18 protein-coding genes, 2 rRNA genes and 1 pseudogene (1 of these 21 cut by a window edge) are annotated in these 25766 nt (G+C 39.2%); 10 read left to right on the top strand and 11 right to left on the bottom strand.

The genetic code is table 11. The features are described from left to right. The 3 genes and pseudogenes from DYC50_RS10165 to DYC50_RS10155 form a co-directional block, all read left to right on the top strand. Nucleotides 1–1773, top strand: a 23S ribosomal RNA gene (locus tag DYC50_RS10165) (it extends 1349 nt beyond the left edge of the window). Nucleotides 1774–1864: 91 nt separating this feature from the next. Then, a 5S ribosomal RNA gene (gene rrf / locus DYC50_RS10160) occupies nt 1865–1980 on the top strand. 360 nt (nt 1981–2340) lie between these two features. Next, nucleotides 2341–2835, top strand: a pseudogene (locus DYC50_RS10155) (hemerythrin domain-containing protein); the annotation flags it as partial. A gap of 35 nt (nt 2836–2870) precedes the next feature. Here the strand turns inward: DYC50_RS10155 and qseC are convergent. The 4 genes from qseC to DYC50_RS10135 all read right to left on the bottom strand — a co-directional run bounded on the left by qseC (nt 2871) and on the right by DYC50_RS10135 (nt 6250). Further along, complete coding sequence (qseC, locus tag DYC50_RS10150; RefSeq protein WP_115250070.1) at nt 2871–4256, bottom strand: quorum sensing histidine kinase QseC; 1386 nt, start codon at nt 4254–4256, stop codon at nt 2871–2873. A 1-nt stretch (nt 4257) separates the two neighbouring features. Then, nucleotides 4258–4923 (bottom strand): response regulator, encoded by a 666-nt coding sequence (locus tag DYC50_RS10145; RefSeq protein ID WP_115250069.1) that lies wholly within the window; start codon nt 4921–4923, stop codon nt 4258–4260. Nucleotides 4924–4942: 19 nt separating this feature from the next. Next, nucleotides 4943–5593 carry a thiaminase II gene (gene tenA / locus DYC50_RS10140; protein ID WP_115250068.1) on the bottom strand — a complete coding sequence of 217 codons (651 nt, stop codon included), beginning with the start codon at nt 5591–5593 and terminating at the stop codon, nt 4943–4945. Between the two features lie 126 nt (nt 5594–5719). Next, complete coding sequence (locus DYC50_RS10135) at nt 5720–6250, bottom strand: YgiW/YdeI family stress tolerance OB fold protein (RefSeq protein ID WP_115250067.1); 531 nt, start codon at nt 6248–6250, stop codon at nt 5720–5722. 99 nt (nt 6251–6349) lie between these two features. Here DYC50_RS10135 and DYC50_RS10130 point away from each other — a divergent pair, with 99 nt between their 5' ends. Together DYC50_RS10130 and DYC50_RS10125 are read left to right on the top strand one after the other, a co-directional pair. After that, complete coding sequence (locus DYC50_RS10130; protein ID WP_115250066.1) at nt 6350–7468, top strand: pyridoxal phosphate-dependent aminotransferase; 1119 nt, start codon at nt 6350–6352, stop codon at nt 7466–7468. Nucleotides 7469–7496: 28 nt separating this feature from the next. Then, entirely contained in the window at nt 7497–8795 is a 1299-nt protein-coding gene (locus DYC50_RS10125) for an L-cysteine desulfidase family protein (protein WP_115250065.1), read from the top strand. Between the two features lie 283 nt (nt 8796–9078). Here the strand turns inward: DYC50_RS10125 and recN are convergent, their stop codons facing one another. Both recN and DYC50_RS10115 read right to left on the bottom strand, forming a co-directional pair. Next, on the bottom strand, nt 9079–10755 hold the full coding sequence (gene recN, locus DYC50_RS10120; RefSeq protein ID WP_115250064.1) for a DNA repair protein RecN: 1677 nt from the start codon (nt 10753–10755) through the stop codon (nt 9079–9081). A gap of 77 nt (nt 10756–10832) precedes the next feature. Continuing rightward, on the bottom strand, nt 10833–11750 hold the full coding sequence (locus tag DYC50_RS10115; protein ID WP_115250063.1) for an NAD(+) kinase: 918 nt from the start codon (nt 11748–11750) through the stop codon (nt 10833–10835). A 201-nt stretch (nt 11751–11951) separates the two neighbouring features. Between DYC50_RS10115 and grpE the strand changes: the two genes are divergently transcribed. The 4 genes from grpE to xerD all read left to right on the top strand — a co-directional run bounded on the left by grpE (nt 11952) and on the right by xerD (nt 15556). Then, on the top strand, nt 11952–12563 hold the full coding sequence (gene grpE / locus DYC50_RS10110) for a nucleotide exchange factor GrpE (protein WP_115250062.1): 612 nt from the start codon (nt 11952–11954) through the stop codon (nt 12561–12563). A gap of 112 nt (nt 12564–12675) precedes the next feature. Then, a complete protein-coding gene (proC, locus tag DYC50_RS10105) occupies nt 12676–13491 on the top strand; it encodes a pyrroline-5-carboxylate reductase (protein ID WP_115250061.1) in 816 nt (271 codons plus the stop codon). Next, nucleotides 13491–14654: a 3-phenylpropionate MFS transporter gene (locus DYC50_RS10100; RefSeq protein ID WP_115250060.1), complete on the top strand. Its 1164-nt coding sequence runs from the start codon at nt 13491–13493 to the stop codon at nt 14652–14654. Before proC ends, DYC50_RS10100 begins: the two co-directional genes overlap by 1 nt. Before the next feature lie 8 nt (nt 14655–14662). Next, nucleotides 14663–15556, top strand: coding sequence for a site-specific tyrosine recombinase XerD (xerD, locus tag DYC50_RS10095; protein ID WP_115250059.1), 894 nt, complete (start codon nt 14663–14665; stop codon nt 15554–15556). Nucleotides 15557–16082: 526 nt separating this feature from the next. Here xerD and DYC50_RS10090 read toward each other — a convergent pair. The 5 genes from DYC50_RS10090 to DYC50_RS10070 are packed head-to-tail and all read right to left on the bottom strand — an operon-like array spanning nt 16083 to nt 24336. Further along, nucleotides 16083–17312: a capsule biosynthesis protein gene (locus tag DYC50_RS10090; RefSeq protein ID WP_115250058.1), complete on the bottom strand. Its 1230-nt coding sequence runs from the start codon at nt 17310–17312 to the stop codon at nt 16083–16085. A 23-nt stretch (nt 17313–17335) separates the two neighbouring features. Next, nucleotides 17336–19369, bottom strand: a complete 2034-nt coding sequence (locus tag DYC50_RS10085; protein ID WP_115250057.1) for a capsular polysaccharide biosynthesis protein — start codon at nt 19367–19369, stop codon at nt 17336–17338. Nucleotides 19370–19403: 34 nt separating this feature from the next. Next, nucleotides 19404–20549, bottom strand: coding sequence for an SGNH/GDSL hydrolase family protein (locus DYC50_RS10080; protein WP_115250056.1), 1146 nt, complete (start codon nt 20547–20549; stop codon nt 19404–19406). Continuing rightward, nucleotides 20542–23208, bottom strand: coding sequence for a bifunctional glycosyltransferase/CDP-glycerol:glycerophosphate glycerophosphotransferase (locus DYC50_RS10075; RefSeq protein WP_115250055.1), 2667 nt, complete (start codon nt 23206–23208; stop codon nt 20542–20544). Before DYC50_RS10075 ends, DYC50_RS10080 begins: the two co-directional genes overlap by 8 nt. Before the next feature lie 12 nt (nt 23209–23220). Further along, nucleotides 23221–24336 (bottom strand): stealth family protein, encoded by a 1116-nt coding sequence (locus tag DYC50_RS10070; protein ID WP_218564409.1) that lies wholly within the window; start codon nt 24334–24336, stop codon nt 23221–23223. A 271-nt stretch (nt 24337–24607) separates the two neighbouring features. Between DYC50_RS10070 and DYC50_RS10065 the strand changes: the two genes are divergently transcribed. Continuing rightward, nucleotides 24608–25759, top strand: coding sequence for a polysaccharide biosynthesis/export family protein (locus tag DYC50_RS10065; protein ID WP_115250054.1), 1152 nt, complete (start codon nt 24608–24610; stop codon nt 25757–25759). The last annotated feature ends 7 nt before the right edge of the window (nt 25760–25766 follow it).

Here is a 25766-nt window from a genome sequence, read left to right as displayed (position 1 = left end):
ACACGTTGAGTGTAATGGCAAAGAATCGAAGAGGGATATTAGTGATACGTCTGTTGGGTAGGGGAGCGTTGTGTAAGTCGATGAAGATGGATTGAGAAGTCTGTTGGAGATATCACAAGTGCGAATGCTGACATAAGTAACGATAAAACGGGTGAAAAACCCGTTCGCCGGAAGACCAAGGGTTCCTGTCCAACGTTAATCGGGGCAGGGTGAGTCGGCCCCTAAGGCGAGGCTGAAAAGCGTAGTCGATGGGAAACGGGTTAATATTCCCGTACTTGGTAAAGCTGCGATGTGGGGACGGAGTAGGTTAGGTTATCGACCTGTTGGAAATGGTCGTTTAAGTTGGTAGGTGGGTGAGTTAGGCAAATCCGGCTCACCGTTAACACTGAGAGATGATGACGAGGCACTAAGGTGCTGAAGTAACTGATACCACACTTCCAGGAAAAGCCACTAAGCTTCAGGCTTTACTAAACCGTACTGAAAACCGACACAGGTGGTCAGGTAGAGAATACTCAGGCGCTTGAGAGAACTCGGGTGAAGGAACTAGGCAAAATAGCACCGTAACTTCGGGAGAAGGTGCGCTGGCGTAGTGTGAAGTTCTTTACGGATGGAGCATGAACCAGTCGAAGATACCAGCTGGCTGCAACTGTTTATTAAAAACACAGCACTCTGCAAACACGAAAGTGGACGTATAGGGTGTGATGCCTGCCCGGTGCTGGAAGGTTAATTGATGGTGTAATCGAAAGAGAAGCTCCTGATCGAAGCCCCAGTAAACGGCGGCCGTAACTATAACGGTCCTAAGGTAGCGAAATTCCTTGTCGGGTAAGTTCCGACCTGCACGAATGGCATAATGATGGCCAGGCTGTCTCCACCCGAGACTCAGTGAAATTGAAATCGCCGTGAAGATGCGGTGTACCCGCGGCTAGACGGAAAGACCCCGTGAACCTTTACTATAGCTTGACACTGAACCTTGAATTTTGATGTGTAGGATAGGTGGGAGACTATGAAGCGGTAACGCCAGTTATCGTGGAGTCGTTGTTGAAATACCACCCTTTAACGTTTGATGTTCTAACGAAGCGCCTGAAACGGGTGTTCGGACAGTGTCTGGTGGGTAGTTTGACTGGGGCGGTCTCCTCCCAAAGCGTAACGGAGGAGCACGAAGGTTTGCTAATGACGGTCGGACATCGTCAGGTTAGTGCAATGGTATAAGCAAGCTTAACTGCGAGACAGACAAGTCGAGCAGGTGCGAAAGCAGGTCATAGTGATCCGGTGGTTCTGAATGGAAGGGCCATCGCTCAACGGATAAAAGGTACTCCGGGGATAACAGGCTGATACCGCCCAAGAGTTCATATCGACGGCGGTGTTTGGCACCTCGATGTCGGCTCATCACATCCTGGGGCTGAAGTAGGTCCCAAGGGTATGGCTGTTCGCCATTTAAAGTGGTACGCGAGCTGGGTTTAGAACGTCGTGAGACAGTTCGGTCCCTATCTGCCGTGGGCGTTGGAGAATTGAGAGGGGCTGCTCCTAGTACGAGAGGACCGGAGTGGACGCATCACTGGTGTACCAGTTGTCTCGCCAGAGGCACAGCTGGGTAGCTAAATGCGGAAGAGATAAGTGCTGAAAGCATCTAAGCACGAAACTTGCCTTGAGATGAGTTCTCCCAGTCTATAAGACTGTAAGGGTTGTTTGAGACTAAGACGTAGATAGGCTGGGTGTGTAAGCGGTGTGAGCCGTTGAGCTAACCAGTACTAATTGCCCGAGAGGCTTAACTATACAACGCTCAAGGGTTTTGGCTTGTTTTTGTTAAAGAAGTGAAGAACGAATAAAAAAGACATAAAGACAGATAAAGAATTTAAAGAATTATCTTGGCGGCGTTAGTGCAGTGGACCCACCTAAATCCATGCCGAACTTAGAAGTGAAACGCTGTAACGCCGATGGTAGTGTGGGGAATCCCCATGTGAGAGTAGGACACCGCCAGGTTTTGAATAAAAGAAGAACGCCATTGAGGGAACTCAGTGGCGTTTTTTATTTTTGCCATTATGATTTAGTTGATTTTATAAATTGCATGGCTTCCTCTTCACTTATTTTTTGGTAATCATCGAAATCGCTCACGAAAATCTTATCAGTCCAGAATAGACTAAATCTATCCACAACATAACATATAATCATCAAAAAATTTGATAAAAAAATCACCGCACTATTCAATCATCTAAACTTAAAACCTGATATAGATCATAAACATTGTGCTTTTTTCCTAAAATGATTTTGTATTTTGATACAAGTACCTTACTATTTTACTCGGATTTAAACTACTCACATTAAGGTCAAATTATGTCATTAGAAAATAGAATGAAACAAGCCGATCAACAATGGCAAAGTGCCAGTTATCAGGATACTATCTCGCATATTCTGTCACGCTTTCATCAACGTCATCGTGAACAATTGCAAGAGCTAATTCCCCTTGCAGAAAAAGTTGAAGAACGCCACGGTGATCACCCAGATTGCCCAAAAGGTTTAGCTGACGCGTTAAAAAATGCCTATGCAGATTTGTCTAGCCATATGATGAAAGAAGAACAAATCTTGTTCCCAATGATCCAAGCAGGTAATTATATGATGGCTCGAATGCCTATTCAGGTAATGGAATTTGAACACGATGAACATGGCGCAACGATTGAAGTGCTACGCACTCTTACTCACAATATGACACCACCTGCCGATGCTTGCACTTCTTGGCGTAATCTCTACCAAGGTATTCAAGAGTTTTGTGATGATCTGCAAGAGCATATTCACACAGAAAATAATATCTTATTCCCGCGTGTATTAAGCGAACAATAGTCACAGCAATAATAATGTTAGCACCTTAAGGACGTTTAAGGTGCTTTTTTATTCAATAAAATCTCCACCCAAAATCCTTTCTCCCCACGCGAATTCTCGGCATTTTTATACCGCACTTGGTAGTGATGTAATTGGGCGATGCGTTGTACGATAGATAATCCCAAACCGCTGCCTTTTTCATTTTGGCCTGCGGGGCGGTAGAAGCGTTGGCCGAGTTTATCTAGGGCATCATCAGGGACGCCACCACCATTGTCGGCAATGATGAGTTTATCTTGTTGTAAAATAAGGCGAATTTCGCTGCCTTTAGGGTAATAGGCAATGGCGTTGTCGATCAGATTGCGTAACATTAAAGAAATCAATAATGATTCGCCTTGTTGCGTATTGGGTTTGCTTAGCGTTTCAAAAATTAATGAGATCCCTGCTTTTTCGGCTTTTAAATAACGCTCAGCTACAAGCTCGGTGATTAATTTATCCCATTCAATGGTGTTAAGATGGGCTAATTCATTGAGATTGTCTAAGCGCGAGAGTGTAAGCAACTGTTCCACCAATTGGCTTGCGCGATCGATACCTAGCGTAAGGTTTTGCAATGCTTGATTACGCATTGTTTCATCATCACCTGCCATTTGTGCGAGTTCAGTTTGAATACGCAACGCAGTGAGCGGGCTGCGCAATTCGTGCGCTGCATCAGATGTAAAACGCCGCTCTCTAAGTAGGCTGGTTGCAGTGCGGGTAAAAAATTGATTTAAATTTTGCACTAATGGCAAGATTTCTTTTGGCACTTGCTGCGTGTCGAGCGGTTGTTCATCATCAGGGCTACGCTGGCTCACCTGTTCGCTCACATTGCGCAATATAGACAGTTCGCGGCTAATGGCCCAAATAATCACGGCAAGTAACACAGGCAGGCTAGCAAACCAAATCCACATTTGACCTAGCACCATTTTTTCGACTAATTCTTGGCGATATTCCAGCTCTTGTCCCACGGCGATCATTAATCTGCCTTCCGCCGCGGGCAGCCAAAAAATTCGCCATTCATCGTCATCACCTTGCAAGGTGGTGTTATTAAAGCCCCTTTTCGGTTCATAAATGAAATTGTTGCCGTTTTCGCTATCACTGAGCAACATTTCACCATTGTGATTAAAAATCGCAAAGGCAAGGGCGTCATCATCGTAATTTTGTCTTTTGCGAAAGTGCGGTGGTTTTTGACGATAATTTTTTCCTTCGGGGCGGTAGCGCTCAATTAAAATACTTCTTAAATGCGAAGTGGCTAGCCGTTTGGCGAATAAAATCTGTTGTGTATCAAAAACTTCGTTTACTTGGCTACGCGCTGCCGACCACGCAATCGCAGTAGAAACCAGCCAAATTGCACAGGCTAACAGGGAAAGTATAAGAATTAGACGAAGACGTAAGCTGCGTGGTTTCATTTTATTCCTCGATTGTGCCAAGGGCATAGCCTACGCCGTGTATCGTGCGAATAAACGGTTTGCCGAGTTTTTGGCGTAAATTGTAAATATGCACTTCCAACGCATTGCTACTCACTTCATCATTCCAAGTATAGAGCTTTTCTTCAATAAATCCGCGAGAAAGCACCCGCTCTTTGTTGTGCATAAATAGCTCAAGTAGCTTGTATTCCGTCCCCGTGAGGGAAACTTCTTGATTACGCAAAAAGGCTTTGTGCTGCCCCAGATCAAGGCTCACCGCACCGTGGGTGAGCAGCGATTGCGCTTGGCCATAACGGCGGCGAATGAGCGCTTGTAAGCGGGCAACCACTTCGCCCAGAGCAAAGGGCTTGCCGAGATAATCGTCCGCACCGAGCTGCAAACCTTCAATACGTTGTTCTAAGCTATCTCGTGCGGTTAAAATAAGTACAGGTACATCTTGATTGGCTTTGCGCCATTGTTGCAACACCTGCAAGCCATCTTTTTTCGGCAAGGTGAGATCGAGCACCACGGCATCATAAGGGGCGGAAGCCAAGGCTTGCATACCGCTTTCGCCGTCTTGAAACCAATCGACACTGAAACCTGATTTGCCTAGCCCAATGTTAAGCCCATCACCGATTAAAGGATCGTCTTCAATTAATAAAATTCGCATAATTTTAACCGCACTTTAGTTAGCTTAAATCCAGCCCCATTTGCCAGAAGTTAATTTCCATTCGTGTCGCCGTGGTGAAAATATGTTGTAATTGTTGCTGTTGTTTTGCTGCAACATTTTCAAATAATCCGTTGAGCATTGCGCTAAACTCCGCCGCAGCTTGTTGAAAATCTGGTGCGGCGTAAGTATCGATCCATTTCTGATAAGGATTATTCGGCGTTGGCGCTTGGCTGCCGAGCATTTTGCCGATTGCTGCATAGCCCAACATACAAGGCGCAAGGGCAGTATAAAGTTCCGCAAGTCCGCCTTTGATGCCACAATCCAGTACATAACGCGTGTAGGCCACACAAGCGGTGGACTCAGGCACTTTTTGCAGATCTTGCTCGGAAATGCCCCATTCTTGACAGAATGCGATGTGCAATTGAATTTCTTTCAGCAACACGTCATTGGCTTGGTGAGCAGTGTGAATTTCAGCAAAATTATCCGCTTTGAAAATACCTAGTGATAACGCACGGCTGTATTGAAAAAGATAGAGATAATCTTGCTGTAAATAATGTTGAAAGCATTGGCGTGGCAGACGACCTGCGGCGAGCTGCTGCACAAAGGAATGTTGGATATAATTATCCCAATAAGGCTGGCTTTGGGCGATCAGGTTTTCTACGGTAAGCATTTGATTTTCCTTTTATGTTGAAGTAAATAATGCCATCTTGTCCCATTTACTACATAAACCCAATGAGCAAAATGCCCATTGAGTTTAGCCTAAAAAGATAAATTTGCGAATGGAATCTTTTCGCAATTAATGGCTTTTTGCCACTTTTGCAACGCGTTGAACTTCCAATTCTAATTTTTTGTCGGATTTTTCCACTTCCGCAAGAATTTTCACTTCATCATTTGGCGTGATCGTTTTGCCACGCCACGCATGCGGCTCAATTTCCACTTCAATTTCACCGCTCTTATCACGGAATAAGAAATCATCTTTGCTTAATTGTTTAACAATATTTCCTTGTAAAACAATGCGTTGATCATCTTTCCAAGCAGCTTGCTCGCTAATTTGGCTTACAGGTAAATTATTCGCAAAGGATTTTTTATCCTTGGTTTGCGGTTGTGGATTAGTTGGATCAACAAATCCACCGCGTTTTTTGTGCTCTTTTTTATGTTTATGATGATGCTTTTTCTGCGCTTTTTCTGCTTTTTCCGCATCTGGTACGATTTGCGCTTTTTGTTCCACTGCTGCAGCTTGTTCATTAGCTGCTGGTAAATTCTCTGCGCTAACCACAAGGCTAGCAGTTGATAATAGTAAAATTGTTGCTAAACTAAGTTTTTTCATTGTTAAACTCCTTTCAAATGACAAGACGGCTGTCTTGTTGGGAACATTAAAACAAAGAAATATTAAGAGAATCTTAAGATAGGCAAAAAGGAAAAAATAATGCGTTGTGAAAATATGTCGGCATTTATTGTGATGGATATTGTGCGTGAAGCGGCGAAATACCCTAATGCCATTCATTTTGAAATTGGTCAACCTGATTTACCGCCATCACCGAAAGTCAAACAAGCCTTGCAACAAGCCATTGAAGACAATCAATTTAGTTATACGGAAAGCCTTGGCTTGCCCGCATTGCGTGAAAAAATTCGTGAATTTTACCACCGCACTTATCAAGTGGACGTTGCGCCGCATCGCATTATTCTTACCCCTGGTACAAGTGGCGCATTTCTTGTCGCCTATGCCTTAACGCTTAACCAAGGGGATAAACTGGGGCTGACAGATCCGGCTTATCCGTGCTATAAAAATTTCGCTTATATGATGGATATTCAGCCTGAATTTATTCCTGTCGATAAGCAAGATTGTTATCAGCTTGCACCACAACAACTTGAAAATCGCCAAATTAAAGCTTTGCAAATTTCTTCCCCCGCCAATCCAACGGGCAATATTTATACGCCTGAACGTCTGCAAGCGCTGAATGAATATTGCATTGCTAATCAAATTGCTTTTATTTCTGATGAGCTTTATCACGGCTTGGTTTATGATGAGCAAGCTGCAACCGCCTTGCAATTTAATCCGAGTGCCTATGTGATTAACGGGTTTTCTAAGTATTTTTGTATGCCGGGAATGCGTTTAGGCTGGATTATCGTGCCAGAAGAAAAGGCAAGAGAAGCGGAAATTGTGGCGCAAAACATTTTTATTTCTGCGCCCACATTGAGCCAATACGGGGCGCTGGCGGCCTTTGATTATGATTATCTTGATGAAATTAAAGGCATTTTCCAAGAACGGCGAGATTTTCTGTATAACGAATTAAAAGCCTTATTCAAGATCGAGTTTAAACCACAAGGGGCATTTTATCTTTGGGCAGATGTGTCTGATTACACGCAAGATAGCTATGAATTTGCGAAAAAAATGCTGGCTGAAATTCAAGTAGCAGCCACCCCAGGGATCGATTTTGGGGAAAATGGCACCAAGCATTATCTCCGCTTTGCCTACACCAGAGAGATTGCCCATTTACGCGAAGGCATAGAGCGAATGAAAAAATGGCTCGCTGAACAGAAATAATTACCACACAGCAAAATAAAGGAACATTATGAATTTTCAAGCAGATACCGAACAAGCCCTATTGGATATTGTAAAACAAGAAGTTGTGCCAGCCTTAGGCTGCACCGAACCCATTTCCCTTGCTTTAGCGGCGGCAACCGCACGGCAATATTTAAACGCAATGCCCGAACGTATTGAAGCAAAAGTTTCGCCGAATTTAATGAAAAATGGAATGGGCGTAACCGTACCGGGGACGGGAACTTTAGGGCTGACAATGGCAGCGGCCATCGGGGCGATTGGTGGCGATCCGAATGCTGGATTGGAAGTGCTGAAAAACATCACACCAGAACAAACCGAGCAAGCAAAACAAATGATCAAGGAAGATAGAGTTTCCGTTTCAATTTTTGAAACGGAGCATATTTTGTATTCTGAAGCTACGCTTTTTCATCAGCAGGACAAAGTGTGCGTGCGCATTGCGGCACATCATACCAATGTGATTTATATTGCCAAAAATGATCAGGTGATTTTCACCAAACCTTGCGCGGTAGAAAGTGAGAATTTGTATGAAATTTTCACCGCACTTTCAGCGAAAGCGATTTTTGATTTTTCCACCCAAGTGGATCTGGCCAAGATCAAATTTATTAATGAAGCTGAAAGGCTAAATTCAGCCCTTTCACAAGAGGGCTTACGACAAGATTATGGCTTGCACATTGGGCGCACATTGCAAAAACAAATTGCCACAGGATTGCTCGGTGATGATTTAATGAACCGCATTATTATCGAAACCACCGCAGCCTCTGATGCCAGAATGGGGGGCGCAAATCTGCCTGCAATGAGTAATTCTGGCTCTGGTAATCAGGGGATTGCAGCGACAATGCCTGTTGTGGTGGTCGCAAAACATATTAACGCTACTGATGAACAACTCACCCGTGCGTTATTTCTTTCGCACTTAATGGCGATTTATATCCATAGCAAACTGCCAAAACTTTCCGCATTATGTGCGGCGACCACCGCAGCAATGGGTAGTTGTGCGGGCATTGCTTGGTTGCTTACGGGCAAATTTGAAACTGTAAGTATGGCAATCAGCAGTATGATTGGCGATATTAGCGGCATTATTTGTGATGGCGCAGCAAATAGCTGTGCAATGAAAGTATCCACCAGTGTAACCTCAAGCTATAAAGCGGTACTAATGGCATTGGATAATATGCAAGTTACCGGCAACGAGGGCATTGTAGAACATTGCATCGATCGTTCAATTAATAACCTTTGCAACATTGCTTCACGCAGTATGCAATACACCGATCGCCAAGTCATTGAGATTATGGTGAGTAAACCAAAGGGGGAATAACAAATCCACGCGTTTGGTATTCTTTCTTTTTACTTTTCTTTCTTTTTACTTTTTTATTGCAAAATTTATTAAATTTCCCCCGCACTTTTGAGTGATAATCTAAACACAAAGTGCGGGGCAATTTTTGCTGATTTTTCTGTTTTTCTTTTTTCCTTTCTCTTATCTCTTACTTTTTTGCGCTTCTTGTGCTTATTCCGTTTCCCTAATTTTTGGTTTGTTATGCCTTACCTTAGCGGTTAATCAGGCTTTTATATAAAAGCGATATAATTAGCTATAGGATCAGCTATGCAATCAAACGCAGCATTTCTTCCGCATTGGCTAAGGCGCTTTCGGTAACTTTAGTTGAGCCAAGCAATCTGGCTAAGGCTTTCACACGCTGTTGCTGAGAAAGTGCGGTCATTTTTGTTTCAGTTTTTCCGTCAATGGTTTGTTTTTCTACAGAAAAATGCTGATGACCACAGCAGGCCACTTGTGGTAAATGGGTAACGCAGATAACTTGGCATTTTTGCCCTAACTTGCGTAATAATTTCCCTACCACACTTGCGGTAGCTCCGCTGATTCCTACATCAATTTCATCAAAAATAAGCGTTGGAATGGCGGATTTATCAGAGGTCAGCACCTGTAACACTAAAGCGATACGAGAAAGCTCCCCACCCGATGCCACTTTTGCCAAAGGCTGAGCAGATTGTCCAAGGTTCGCTTGTAGAATAAATTGCACCTGATCCATTCCGTGAGCGGTCAGTTTATTTTCCGCTTGTTCCACACGAATAGAAAATTCAGCATTTTCCATTGCTAGTTGTTTAATCCCTTTGCTAACTTGCGCGGAGAGCTTTTCTGCCCCTTTTTGACGGCTTGCACTCAAAGCTTGCGCATTTTCTAACAGCTGTGCGTAAGCTTGTTTTTCCTGTTCAATGAGCGCATCTTCACTATCCGCAAAATCTACCAGCTGATCAAGTTCTTGTCTTAAGGAGCGATGTAACACAACCAATTCTTCGGCTTTTACATTGTGTTTACGCGCAAGTTGAAGAGCTTGGCTCATTCTGCTTTCTACTTCTTGTAAGCGATAAGGATCAGGTTCAATATTGCTAGATAGATGTTGGATCTCAGAGCTGGCTTCTTGCACTTGAATCAGCGCTTCTTGCAACATTGTGAGTGCATCATTGTAGTGTGGATCAAGTGCGTGCAATTCTTCTAAATTTTGCACCGCACGATAGAGCAGGCTATCAGCGTTTAGTTCATCATTTTCACTTAATAAATTCAATACGGATTGAGAAAGGGCGGTAAGCTCTTCACTGTTGGCAAGGCGGTTGTATTCTTCTTCTAATTCAGAAAATTCATTTTCTTGTAAATTGAATTCATCAAGTTCTTCTACCTGATATTGCAAAAGTTGTTTTTTTGCTTCATTTTCTGCGCATTTTTGTTGGAAGTTTGCCACTTGTTGTTGCACATCTTTCCATTGGCGATAGTGCTTTTGCACTTTGGTAAGGAGATCATTATGAGCGCAATAGCGATCTAATAAAGTGAGTTGATAGTCATTTTTTAGCAGACGTTGTGAGGAATGTTGTCCGTTCACTTGGATTAAAAACTGGCCCAGCTCTTTAAGCTGGCTGGCAGAAACGGGAATACTATTAATAAAGCCTTTGGAGCGCCCATCTGCGCTTATCACACGGCGTAAAATACAGTTTTCTGGATTATCTTCATCTTGCAATTCTTGGGCTTTGAGCCATTTATCCGCAGGGCTGTTTGGCACAATGTGGAATGTGGCACAAATATCCGCATGGTTTTGCCCCTCACGCAGCATCGCACTTTCGGTACGTTGCCCTAAACACACGCCAAGAGCGTCAATGGCAATGGATTTTCCCGCACCCGTTTCACCCGTGATGACGGACATTCCCTGTGCTAATTCAATATCAAGATGATGAACAATGGCAAAATTATTAATCGTAAGTTGAGTAAGCATAATACACTCCCGTTTAACTGTATAGATATCAGTTTATAACTGTTTTTATATACAGTAAAGAGTTTTGTGCAAATTTTTTATGCAGAATTTCTCAACCAACCTAATTTTGTACTTAACACATTGTAATAATTATAATTTTTTAAGTGCAATAAACGCAGTTTATGTTTGCTTTTATAAATATGCACCACATCATCAGGGGTAAATGGCAGGGCAACTTGGCTATCACAACCCACTTCTAATTGCGGCGTGTTGTAATCGGCAAAGCGTATGGAAATCTTACTTTCACCGTCAATAACCAATGGGCGAGAAGAAAGGGTGTGCGGAAACATTGGCACAAGGGCAATGGCGTTTAATTGTGGGGTAAGTATAGGGCCGCCAGCCGAAAGGGAATAAGCCGTTGAGCCTGTTGGAGTTGAAATAATCAAGCCGTCAGAACGCTGTGAAAATGCCAGTTTATCATCAATATAAACGTGGAAATCGATCATATGCGCAATTTTGGCAGGGTGAATTACCGCTTCATTTACCGCATTGCTGGTGGCAATAATTTGCCCTTCGTGTTCGATCGCAGTTTCCAAAAGAAAGCGTTCTTCCACGAAAAACTCACCACGATCTAAACAGGCTTCCAGCTGAGCATAAGCATTTTTTGGATCAATATCTGTGAGAAAACCTAAATTGCCACGGTTAATACCAATTAATGCAATATTGTATTTCGCCAAGATTCTGGCTCGCCCAAGCATATTGCCATCACCACCAATCACGATAGCTAATTGCGCGCGCGTACCAATTTCATCTAACCCTGCAAGATGTTGTGCTGGCAAATTTAAACGCTCACCAACCCCCTTTTCCACTAGCACTTGATAGCCTTTTTCGGACAGCCATTGAAATAAATTTTTGTGCATTTGCAAATTCACATCATTGCGCGGACGCCCTACCAATCCAATGGTATGGAAAGAATTATGCAAGGTTTTGTTGTCGATTAAATGAGTTGTGGACATAATATTTATTTTTATGCGAAAAACAGACCGCACTTGAATTCAAGAAATTAGGGGCTATATTACACATAAACTGTGTCAGTGGCTAGTCTTAGGGTCTGTTGATAATTCATTTTGTATTTGAGTTATCAACAGACCCAGCAACTGTCAATTTTTATGTTTTTTGTTACAATAACGCAAACTTTTGAACAGATGGAGAAAACAATGTCAGAACAAGAACAACAAGTGGAAAAAAACGAATTAGATCAAGAACAAACGGAACAAGTGGAACAAGCAGAGAAGGCACAAGAAACCGCTGAGCAGCAGGAAAACGCTGAAAATCTTGAAGGAGATGCTTTAGAAGAAGCGATTGCTCGCGTGCAAGAGCTTGAAGAACAGCTCGCTGAAACAGCAAAAAAAGAGCAAGACATTTTGTTACGCAGCCGTGCGGAAATGGATAATATCCGCCGCCGTGCTGAGCAAGATGTGGAAAAGGCGCATAAATTTGCCTTAGAAAAATTTGCTAAAGATCTGCTTGAAACCATTGATAACCTAGAGCGTGCGCTAGCAACCCCAGTTAGCACAGAAGATGAGAGTTTAAAAGGCGTGCTAGATGGTGTAGAATTAACTTTAAAAGGTTTATTGGCAACGGTTGCGCGTTTCGGTGTGGAAGCCGTGGGCGAAGTAGGGGAAACCTTCAACCCTGATTTACACCAGGCCATTTCAATGCAACCAAGTGAAGGGTTTGAAAGCAACCAAATCACTGCCGTATTACAAAAAGGCTATTTGCTAAACGGCAGAGTGATTCGCCCTGCAATGGTGATGGTGGCTGCGTAATTAACTATTAAATTAATAAGTTGTGATAACGCTTTATCAAGGTAAAATTTGATAAGGCGTTTTTTTATAATTGCTATAAAATATCGGCATTTAATCGAATAAAGGCGAAACTATGCAACAGAAATTAATTACTTTCATCGGCGGCGGAAATATGGCGCAAGCTATTGTGTTTGGTTTATTGAAACAAGGGTATCCTGCGCAAAAAATTACCGTTAGCGATCCGAATGCGGATAAATTGGCATTGTTTGCTGAGCGTCAAGTGAATATTTCGCAAGATAATGTGCAAGCGGTACAAAATGCCGAAGTGGTAGTGTTAGCGGTGAAACCACAAGCTCTTGCGGAAGTGTGCCAGCTTTTAAGTGCGGTGGATTTTTCTGAAAAATTAGTGATCTCTATTGCAGCGGCAATTTCTGTGCAAAAACTTACCGCACTTTTGCCTAGCGCGCACCATATTATCCGCGTAATGCCGAATACGCCAGCCTTGGTATCGGAAGGAATGGCAGGTTTATTTGCGGAACACAATGTTCCAGCCGATCTCAAAGCCTTCGCACAAGATTTAATGAGTGCCGTAGGGCAATCTTGTTGGGTTGATCAAGAAGATGAAATGCACTTGATTACCGCAGGTTCTGGCAGCAGCCCTGCGTATTTTTTCTTATTTATGGAAGCGATGGAAAACGCGCTGAAAGCGCTTAATTTAGATGCACAAACCGCACGAATGTTGGTGCAACAATCGGCGCTTGGGGCAGCCAAAATGGTGCAACAACAGCCTGATGTGGCCATTTCAACCTTGCGTGAAAATGTAACATCAAAAGGCGGCACAACAGCCGCGGCGCTTAATGTTTTCCAGCAACAACAATTATCCCAAACCGTACAGCAAGCCATTGAAGCCTGCGTGCAACGTTCACAAGAAATGGAAAAATTATTTTGATGAAAATCAGCCCTTTTAATTGGTTAGCCTTGAGCTTTTTCGGCTATTACTGCGCCTATGGCGTGTTTGTGCCATTTTTCCCCGCGTGGTTGAAATCGCAATCTTACAACGAAGAAATCATCGGCTTTATTATTGCCAGTTCTTATGTCTTCCGCTTTTTAGGTGGGATCGTTTTCTCCGCAATGATTAAAAAAGCAGGGCATTTGCTCAATGCCTTACGGTATCTCGCTTGGGCAAGTTGTGGCGTAATGCTTTATATGAGCTTTGTGGCGGAAAGCTTCCCCTTGCTTTGCCTTGGTATAGCCTTATTTGCCATGATTAATGCGGCAGGAATGCCGTTAAGCGACACCCTTGCGACAACTTGGCAACAGCAAATAAATTTGGATTATGGCAAAGCGCGATTGATTGGTTCCGCTGCCTTTGTGGTGGGCGTAACGCTGTTTGGCAATATTATTGGCTTTATTGGCGAAAATTATACAGTATGGATTTTAACCGCATTGTTAGCCCTTTATGCCATAATGCAAATGACCACACCAAAGATTTTGCCACAAGATACACAGACAAGTGCGGTGGAAAATTCCGTTGGGTTTTTGCAGTTATTAAAAAATAAATGTACGTTACGTTTAATTATTGCCATTTCTCTTATTCAAGGTTCGCACGCCGCTTATTATGCTTATAGCGTGCTGTATTGGCAAAGCATCGGCATTTCTGTGCAGACAACCAGTTTACTGTGGGGATTAAGCGTGGTGGCGGAAATTTTGCTCTTTTTCTTTTCCACCAAATTATTTCGTTTCTGGAAGGTCAGCACCCTGTTTTACTGCGCTGCTATCGCCTGCGTGGTGCGTTGGGGCGTGTTAGGCAGTGCGACAAGCCTTTGGCTAATTGCCTTAGTGCAATTATTGCACAGCTTAACTTATGCCCTTGGTCATTACGCAATGGTGCGTTACATCACCACGCAACCACAAAATGCAATGGCGAAATTGCAAGGCTTGTATAACGGCATTTCAGGCTCAGCAGTGATCGCCTTGCTCACTGCGTTGGCTGGCGTGTTATACCCAATTTCGCCACAAATGGCATTTACCTCAATGATGATTTTTGCCTTACTCGCGTTGCCGATTATTCCGCGCAAGGTAGAAGCATTTTTGATTCGACGTGTGGAGTAGCCTTTTTGATGAAAGACAGCGCCTTAATTGATCTTTTTCTCAATGAACAATGGCTAGAAAAAGGGCTTTCGGAGAATACCATTCAATCCTACCGTTTGGATCTTAGTGCGGTAGCAAATTGGCTCGAAATGCAAAATCTCACTTTTGAAACCTTAGATGCCATTGATTTGCAAAGCTTTCTTGGCGAGCGATTGAACTTGGGCTACAAAGCCACAAGCACAGCACGATTATTGAGCGCGTTGCGTAAATTCTTTCAATATTTATATCGGGAGAAATATCGCACAGACGACCCAAGTGCGGTGCTAACTTCGCCAAAATTACCGAGCCGATTGCCCAAATATCTCACCGAACAGCAGGTTACGGATTTGCTCAACACCCCCTGCGTGGAAGTGCCGTTAGAATTACGCGATAAAGCAATGCTGGAATTGCTTTACGCCACAGGTTTACGGGTTACCGAACTGGTTTCACTCACCCTTGACAACATCAGCGTGCAACAAGGCGTGGTGCGTGTTATCGGCAAAGGCAACAAAGAACGCATTGTGCCAATGGGCGAAGAAGCTGCCTATTGGATCAAACAATTTATGCTTTATGGTCGGGCCGCATTGCTAGACGGACAGCCTTCTGATGTGCTATTTCCCAGTCGGCGCGGCACTCAAATGACTCGCCAAACCTTTTGGCACCGGATTAAACATTACGCCATTTTAGCGGATATTGACAGCGAAGCGCTCTCGCCTCACGTATTACGACACGCTTTTGCCACGCATCTAGTCAATCATGGTGCAGATCTCCGCGTGGTACAAATGCTCTTAGGCCACAGCGATCTCTCCACTACCCAAATCTACACCCACGTCGCCAAAGAACGCCTAAAACACCTACACGAAAGGTATCACCCAAGGGGGTAAAATTTGTAAAAAAACACCCGCACTTTTAGTTCAGAAAAATATCGCTAGGTTCTATTTCAATAGGTTAGGTTGAATTTTGAAGTGCGGTGATTTTTTGGAGATTTTAAGAAAGATAAAAAAAATTACTTTAAGAATAAATCTCCCCAACTCCTCTTTACTAAAGATTGGCTTAAAAACAAGCGTACTATGAAATATGAAAGCGTATCATAATTCCTCCCCTTTAATCTATGAAAGGAAAAATTAAATTCCCGTGTAAATTGCCTTTATTTTTAACAAATTTTTAGAAAAGTAACGCCGAGCGAGAGCGAAGCGAACATCAGGCTTACTTTTCGTGAAGAAAATTTGTTAAAAATGAAGATTAGCAATTTAGTCGGGGGCTTTTTTCTTTGCCTACTTTCTTTTGAGCAAACAAAAGAAAGTAGGTCGCACAATGAGCGAAATCTGTTAGTTATTCCAAAGAAAAGTAATTAGCCAAATAACGATAGCGTAATTAAAAATATTTTAAATTTATGCCTAAATAAAATAATTAATCAATTTTTTCCTTAGGCAAAATCACCTTATTATAAAAGCTGCCGTTGATTTGGGTTTTGTGTAAATGATAAAGATGATATGCCTTAAATGCAGCGGCATCGGGTTGTTGTGGATTATGCCAAAATTCTTCTAATGAGCCTTGGTGGGTTATATCTGGAATGTCGTAATGCGCGCGTCCTAGTGTAATTACGGGCATATTATGGATTAATGCGGATAAGCCGCTGGTGCTGTTAAGCGTTACCATTCCTTTGCCGTGGCGAAGTAACACAGGCATTGGTATGTCATAGACATAAAACAAACGCCCTTGGAGTTCTGGGTGTTCTGAGAGATAACGCTGAATAACCTGTTTATAGCTGATAAATCCTCGATCCATTGGGTGATGTTTTACGATTAATTTTAGCGAAGTCGGGGCATTTTTTACAAAAGAATCTAACACATAGATCAAAAATTGCTCTACACTATCGAAATCACAATGCACTCTTACTTGGCTGTCATCATAAACTTGCAGCGGTAAAATATAAAAATCACCTAATTTATTTTTCTTAATTTTACGAATGAAACATTGCTCTTTTATCCAATGGCAAACACGCTTCATTCCTGAAATAAGCCATAATTTTATATAATAATTGAGGTTATAGACTCGATGATGTTTATAATAAGGGAATTCTTTTTCTTTGTATCTGGAGATTACATAATATTGTGTAGCTAGTTTTGCCATTGGAAAAAAACCGTTTGCAACAGGAATTGGCTGAGAAATTTGGGGAAGTTCTTCAGCTTGTTTTAAAAAAAATTGCTTATCTCTTGGTAACGGTGAATAGGCATTCACGCCTTCTTTTTCTAAGGTAACATAATGCGGACGAAAATAGCCTTCTTCAAATACCCAAAAGGCACACCCTAATTTTTTAGTTACTGCTTTTGCGATACGATGGTAACGGCGATTATCGCCAAAGCACACTATTGTATCAATGTTATGATCTTTGCAAAATTGTAATAAGAAAACATCAAAATATTCTAATTTGCTGTTGTAATCAAAAATAAATTGATTATGAAGTGCAGCGGAAAAAAATAATTTATCACCAGGGTTAAAATTTAATTTATAAACCGTTTTTTGCTGTGTTTCAGATAACCAATCCGCCAACTCTTTGAAAAAATGTCCAATAGGCCCTTGTAATAATAAAATTCGTTGTGAGCTTGCTACTAACTCGTTTAAATTATTAACAATCATTTTGTTCCCTTAGGTATAAATAGCTATTTCAGCCAAAAAGTGCGTACAAAGTAACAATATTTCCCTATTTTTTTGCTTAACCAACTCTTATATAAGCCCGTATCTTTCAATTGATTTTTTTGCTCTAGCAATATCTTAACTGCAGTGCTTGCATTGGTTAATTGCATTGTATTAGGGTTAAGATAAAGTGGATAGTATAACAGAGTTCCTGCAATTAACTGCGCTAATGTCAATTTTCTTTTTCTACGCGGTAAGGCATAGGCATCAATCGTTAATCCCCAATGGGCATAAAAAGGTGAACCGTAACAATATACCCTTTTACCGCGCAAGAGTGCTTCAAAGCCAGCTAAAGATGTCATTGTATGGACTTCATCGACTGCTTGAATGCAATCTAAAATATTCGCCTCAGTAACAATTTGATCAGCGTAAATCAATGCTTGCTCTTGTGCTACATTACCTTTTCGGTTACCACTTAACACATCTGGGTGTGGTTTATAAATAATGTAAGCATCAGGGTGAGCTTGTCTAACCTGCTGCAGCAAAGTGAGATTAGATTGACACTGAGGTGAACCAAAGCGAATAGAAGCATCATCTTCCACTTGCCCTGGCACTAAAAGAACTTTTTTCTCCGTATTTGGGCGAGCAAAGCCAGTAGATCCTACATTATATTTACCAATATTGGCTTGGATCAGCTGTTGCTGTATTTCTCGAGCTAAATCTTCATCTTTTTCTGAGAAAACCGTATTCTGCAAAATAGATTCTAGCTGCGAAAGTTGCTGCGGATTAAAATAAATTCCCAAAGGATCAACCACTAAAGAAAGTGGCGCAACAAGGTTTGAGCCTAATCCAACAGAGCGAATAAAGCCATCTTCCATTCTCCAAATCGGAATATTATTTTGTTCTGCATAAGCGATGAATTCAGGCTTGCCTTGCCCCCATAGCAATAACTTCGGATTCTCACGCAGTTGAATTTTTTTAAACTTGGTAAGAGAAGAAACAAAATGTAAACGACAGTTTGGCAAATGAAAGAAAGGTTTTAACACCGTTTTTTTCCACAAAGAAAGCCCAATGCAATAAAAATCACCCACTAATACGGATTGCCAATGTTTAACCCAATTTAAATAATGAATGACATCAAAAATATTGCCTACCTCACCAGTAAATGGGTTAATGTAACGGCTATACTGAAAATAAGCAGCATAGAAAACCTCATTTAACGATCGGGGCTTGCGGCGTTGTTGTGTGATCAGTTCAGCAACAAAAGGGTGGCGATCATCGGTTAATCCCCAGCCTGCGAACCAAGGTACGCCAAAGGTTACCACCTCTTTACCTTGTAGCAATGCTTCAAATCCCATTTGTGAAGTAACGCAATACACTTTATCCACCTGCGATAACAAGGTGGGTGGATTAATGTCTTGACTAATAATTCTCACACGCGGTTGATCTAATAAATCCGTTAAATATCCCCGTTTCTTCCCTGCAATTACATCAGGGTGTGTTTTCACCCAAATCTCAGCATCGGGATTTTCTTGCAATGCCGCTTGCAACATCTGACGAAAACTATCTTCATCAGCCAAGCCATATTGCACCGCCATATCACCAAATGTTTGATCAATAACTAATACAGTTGGATTTTTATGTTCTGCGGCTACTGGCTCGCAAGGTGCGTGATTATACTTGGATAATTGCCATTCACGAATCAATGCCATTGCTTGATGAGATTGTTGCGCTTGCTCATCATTTAAGCTGCAACCAGCAATTAACTTTTCTAGTCGTGAAGGTTTTTCGGCTGCGTAGTAAATGCCCACATCGTCCACAACCAAAGAAAATGGCGGAAATCCTTCAACCCCTAGTCCGATAGAGCGAAGAAAGCCATCTTCAAGCGCAATATAACGAAGATTATGCTTTACCGCATAATCCCGCGCTTTGTTTGCCGTTGGACGAAATCCCCAACCTATCACAGAATTTTCAAAGGAAAATGTTGGGCTATCCTTTAGAAAATTGGATAGGTTAGGGATTTTTTTGATTCCGGAGGAAAAGATTCTAAAAGGAGCCATCAATAAATGAAATTTATAGTTAAAATAAGAAAAATTATATTATTTCGTATAAATCAGATTGAATAATATCTATTGAATTAGATATATTTACACCACAGCACAACTTAATATTAAATGTATTGACATTTTCTGGTATATAGCTTGAAAAATCTATTACGTTAAGCGCAGGTAAGTTAATTTCAAGAAGAGTAATTTCCTCCCCCCCCCTAACGATATCAATTAATTTTAACTCAACATTGATATCCTTATCTAAATTATTTTTTATCTTTAAACTAATTGATGAACTACTTTTGGTATGAGTAGTTATAGCATTGGATAAAAGAATATTTTTCTGTATATCAACATGTTCGAAATATATGCTATAAACAGATAGCTGAGCATTTTCTCTAACCATGAGTTTTGACGAAAGATAATTATAAAATATATTTGAAATATAATTTGCCCCAATCTGAGTAAGATGCTGCTTATCATAAAAATTACAATCATTTCTAGGCATTATTTCATCTAAATCAATAATATCATATTGATCTCCTTTTCTAATGATATCATTCATTATTTTCAGCTGTCTTTTTGATGAGTTTGAACAACATGTCGCTATACATAAAGGAATATTATATATCTTACACATTGTTGATAAAATAATTAAGTTATTTTCTAGTTGGTAACTATTTTCTTGGATTGTTTCATAGCATTGTTTATCTTTTCCTGAAAACGGAAAAATATTTCCAAAAAACTTAGAGTCATTATAATAACCACTTTTATAAAGTAAAGCTGAAAAATCACAAGATGGTTGAGTATAAATAATTAAATCTGGTTTTAGAGGAATAATTTTATTTAGAACTAAGTTAATCAAACCTAACCCCGTTGCTCCCGAAACCCCAGCATTATAAACTTTTATTTTTTTATTATGTCTAAGAAATTCATACTCTATTCTTGATGAAATTCGGCTAGATTCATCCACAAAAATATTCTCAATAAAAGAATCACCAATAAGGATAACTTTTGATTCGGCCTGATAATTTAGATGAGTCTCTATAAATCCAAAGGAATTTGTTCTCTGAAAGAAAGATTTTCCTTTTTCTAAGCGAGGAGCTCTTTGGCGATATTCATCAGTCGGAGTATGAACTTTTGTGATGTCGGGACTAAATTCTTTAAGTCTAATCTGTCTTTTCTCAATCATTCTTTGTTATCTCTCTAAATAAACGTTCAGAATTGTTATTATCTGTATATTTATACATAGATTCAATTCGTTTTATAAATTTTTTGTCTACTATCATATTGTTTTTTAAAAGCACTTCTATATTTGCAATTAATGTATCAACTTTATCAAATACAGGACCGGGAGCCATACTATCAAAATCAAACATACCTTTTTTATAATGTTGCCCATAAAAATCATCTTTATCAAACTGAAAAAAAAGACAAGGTTTCATTGTATATGAAAAATCAAAGAATACACTCGAATAATCAGTTATCAATAAGGCAGACTTATTAAATAATTTATTATACGAAAAAGAGTTTTCTTTTTTAATGTTAACATGTTTATTTTCAAATTTATTAAAATAATGGTTATACTGCTTAAATCCAGGATGCAGTACAAATATTATTTTATAATTATAAAAATTTAGTAGATTAAGTAATTTTCTGTTTGATAATAACTCAGCATAATTTTTATAAAATAGAGAGTTCTTAAATCCTTTCTTTTCTGCATGTAATCCATTTGAAAGAATTTTTCCACTTAGATAAGCTCTCCAGGTTGGCATAATCAAGATAATATTCTCTTTACTGTGCGATAACTTATCATGACGTGGGAATCCTGTCGGGATAATATCCTTAGAAGAGTAAAAAAATTTCCTTTGCGAAAATATTTGTTTCTCAAAACTTGCAGACATTACGACCTTTGAAACTTGCTTATTAAATTTATTTGCAGCAGATTCAATATCATTCATAGTAATTCCATGTTGCAACCATATGAGCTTTGCCTCTAATAAATCATTATAATATTTAAGGAATTTAAATGATATCGGTTTAAAAAAGCTTGTGGCTAAATGAGATGTAAATACATATTTAGCATTTAAATATAAGAATTTATGCTTCAAACTATTCTGTATCACTACATTACCAATTTTTTTTATTCTATCTATGTCAGTTGATTTTTTACTTAAAACAAAATAAGAATTTTTAGCAATATCCTTATGATTTTTATTAATATATTCAAAGAAGTATTCAGCATTATCATTAGCATTAATAGGACGATCATTAAATAACCAATATTTTGCTTGCTTTAATTTTAAAAGCCTTAACCATTTAAACTTATTATGCTGTTTCTTGATAATAAAGAAAGCCCGCATTCTGGTAGTGAATTTTTTCCATTTTGTAAATTTCTCTATTATAAAAACTTTCTTATAAAGGCTAACAGAAGTCTTTACTCCCGAATATATTTTAAATACATTTGAATTAAATACTCCATTACCAAGAAAAGGACTCTCACTATATGTTCTAATTACACTTGCTACATGAAGATGCCCATTGCTTTTACGTTTTATATATAACTTATATCTTCCTATTTGAGATGCTGGAATTTCAAACTTAGAATAAAGTACTTGAGAATTAGATTGAATCCCCGCTTTAGATTGAATATACACGCTCTCAGTATAATATGCATTAGTAGGTAAAATAACTTTCTTTGAATCTGTATATAACACAATAGATAAATCTTCCATGTTATAATTATTAAACAGTGTTTCTATTACTAATATATTTCCCTCTAGAGAAATGTGCTTAACATGTACAGGAATGTTATTGATTGTAAATATATCTTTGCCTTCAATTTGGACCATACCATTTTTATTTATATATAATGGTTTTGAGTACAAAAGAGTGATAAATGCAACCTTATCATCAATATCAGTAATAAATTTTGTATTTTTAAGCACGAAATCTATAGGAACATTATTCATAATTTTACGGTACTCATTAATTATGTAATAATATTCACTTTCATCTTTGAAAATACTAGGTTTTATAGTTTTTAGTCTTGAGCGGAGTTCATATATACATAATTCATAAAATAATGTGCTATTTCTATTAATTTTAACTTTCTGTATTAGATTAATTGGAGTATAAAATGCTTGAGGTTTTATACGGCTCTGATCAACTTGTGAGCCTCCCTCGCGTCTCTTGCGATAATAATAACGAACTCCATTTTCTATTACATAACCTAATTTCTTAATTTTTTGATAGATCTCAAAATTAAATAAAGTATCCTCTTCACCAAACAAGCTATGATCATATTTTTTATTTTTAATGACTTCATAAGGGTAGAACGTGCTAGCAGAGGATAAAATAAAGTTATATCCTTCATTATTTAGATCAATAATTCTATTCTTTTCCCCTAAAATTGTATATTTAGGATGTAATCCATTAGCCGCCTCAAAGAATTCTAGAGGTATAGAAACATGAGCAAGGTTTATATTATTTTTCTTTGCATTTAAGAAAAATTTATAAACTTCTAATAATACATTAGAAGACAAAATATCATCAGGATCAAAGAAGTTTATATATTCTCCTTGGGCATGTTTTAACCCATTATTACGGGTCTTTGATAACCCCATATTATGCTCATTCTTGATATAAAGAACATTATTTGGATATTTTTTCTGGTATTTAAGACAAATTTCCTCGCTATTATCAGGGCTACAGTCGTTAACTAATATAAGCTGAACACTTTTTTGAAAAGAAAAACCTTGCTGTTCAATAACACTATTGATAGCTTCCTCTAGCCATTTATCAACATTATAAATTGGCATAATAATACTAAAAATATATTTTTTATACATTTTAAAAGATCCTTAAAGATTTATTAGGTTATAATATTTTTGCAGCATATTTGTAAGTAATTCTTTATGAGAGTTTAATTTTTCTCCTGAATAGACATCATTGATGCAAAAAGAATGAGGTTGATGACCATATCTCTCTTTCTCTAATAATTTCCTGTATTGAGTAGGGGCCTTATTGGAACGGATATTAAAATAATAGCATATTTCAGTCCCCACTGCCGATTGACCATTTAAGTACATTAGCCACGGAACAAGGAAAGTAGCCAAGTTTAGATCCTGATTTGTACGAAACCTATTAGATAAAAAAGCTAAAATCTCTGAATTATACCTTTGCCAAGTAGCTTGAAAAGCACTTTTTCTCAATGGAACATATGTATGAACCAGTGGTCGATCGATTTGATTTAAATAATACTTGTTTAGTAAGGCTATACTGTTTTGTGATGCAGCAAGTGTTGGTGTTAATTTACCTTTCATAGCCATTTTTTTTAAACTTTTATCTGCAATAAAAAGTGAAGCTATCCCATTAGGGTGAAAAAAATGCTCTTTCGGTAAAGGACGAGCAACAAATACATCATCATTAAAATAGATAAAATACTCACTTAAATTAGGTATATTATGCAAATGTGCCTCAATGACATGTGAATTAAACGTAGGCAAATATTGTTCATCAATAATTTGAGCATGATCAACAATACTTACATTTGGATAATTCTCTGGCGTAAACCATTCGGGAATTTGATTATCTGTAACAATATAAATGTGATTTACCCAAGGGAGAAAAGAGCGCACACTATGTAGAGAATAATAAAGCTCATTGTGATTACTAAAACGAGCTTCATCATTACCATAAAGCGCAGTTTGCTCAGCTATCTCAGCAAATTGACGCCGACGTTGCTGCCATTTCAGATCTTGATTATTAACCCAAGTAAAAACAACATCAACGTTAAAAGGTTCAAGCTGAATATTGCTTTCTAAATCTGCGAGATGCAAGCTATTTTCAATGATAGCTAGCTCATCTTCCTCAGTAACGCGTTGCTCTACGTTATAGACTGGATATTTTTTATTGAAATAATCACGTAAAAATATACCTGGTTCCCGAAATAATTTCTTTAGTTTAGCGATATTCATTTTAGTTACTTGATTGTACAGTAAATTATTCAGCTAAATTCATCCATTTCAAATTTTTAACCGTATAATTCTACTTTCCTATTTACTGGTAGTCAAACATGATTTTTTGTATAGAAATTCTAGGAGATTAATATTCATTAACTATTTCAACTAGTTACTGCTTTAAACAAAAAAATCCCCATAAATGAGATTTATGCATTATAATGCTCAGAATTTTTGACTATCTATCATTTTTACGTTTAAATACCCAATAATAGTTATAAGGAAACATATGCGCAAATCTTTCATTACTATCAGTTGTTGTTTACTTGTATCCTGCGCCAATTTACCCACATCAGGGCCAAATAAAGACAGCATTGAAAAAGTGGAACAGCAAAATACTAATGTTCCTGCTGTTCAATTAATTAAATTAGATGACAAAGCTGTAGGCAATACGCCTTTTCAAGTTCAATCTTTTAAGCAATTAGGTTCTTCTAAGCAACGTTACCAAGGTGTGGTCAGTTCTGGTGATTTGCTTGATATTACTCTTTGGGAAGCACCGCCAGCAATTTTATTTGGTAGCGTGTTAGATGAAAGTGGGGTTTCTGCTAGTCAAAGTACTCGTTTGCCAGAGCAAATGGTTAACAATAATGGACGTGTTACCATTCCATTTATTGGTTCTTTACGTGTAGCAGGAAAAACGCCAGAGCAAATTCAAACTGATATTGTCAATCGCTTACAATCTATTGCTAATCAGCCACAAGCTATTGTACGCGTTGTCAAAAACAATTCTGCGAATGTAACAGTGCTTACTAAAGCGGCAGCAGTGCGTATGCCTTTAACAACGTATGGTGAAAGAGTTCTTGATGCGGTAACTGCGGCTGGTGGTGTTAGTGGTGATTTACAAGATATTTCAGTTCAGCTTACGCGCAATAATCAAGTGAAGACCATTTCCTTAGCTAAGTTAGCTCGTGAACCGCAAGAGAATATCCTTCTGCGTTCTGGTGATGTATTAAGTTTACTAAATAATCCACTTTCATTTACTGCGATGGGTGCGGTAGGAAATAGTAAAGAAATTCGTTTTTCAGCTGAAGGTTTGAGCTTGGCTGAAGCGATAGGTCGTCTTGGTGGATTAAACGATAACCGAGCAGATCCGCGTGGGGTTTTTATTTTCCGTTATATTCCATTTGAAGAATTATCACTTGCCGATCAGCAACAATGGCAGGAAAAAGGGTTCCATAATGGAATGAAGATTCCAACGGTATATCAAGCGAACTTATTGGAACCACAATCAATATTTTGGATTCAGCAGTTTCCGATAAAAGATAAAGATATTGTTTATGTGTCTAATGCACCATTGGCTGAATTCCAAAAATTCCTTCGTATGATTTTTGGTTCAACTAGTCCAGCATTATCCACTATCAATAGCATTAATAATATGTAGGTGTGAA

Source organism: Avibacterium avium, assembly GCF_900454535.1.
GTDB classification, from domain to species: domain Bacteria; phylum Pseudomonadota; class Gammaproteobacteria; order Enterobacterales; family Pasteurellaceae; genus Avibacterium; species Avibacterium avium.
The sequence above is the reverse complement of the archived record's forward strand: the minus strand, read 5'-3'. Positions and strand labels throughout refer to the sequence as shown.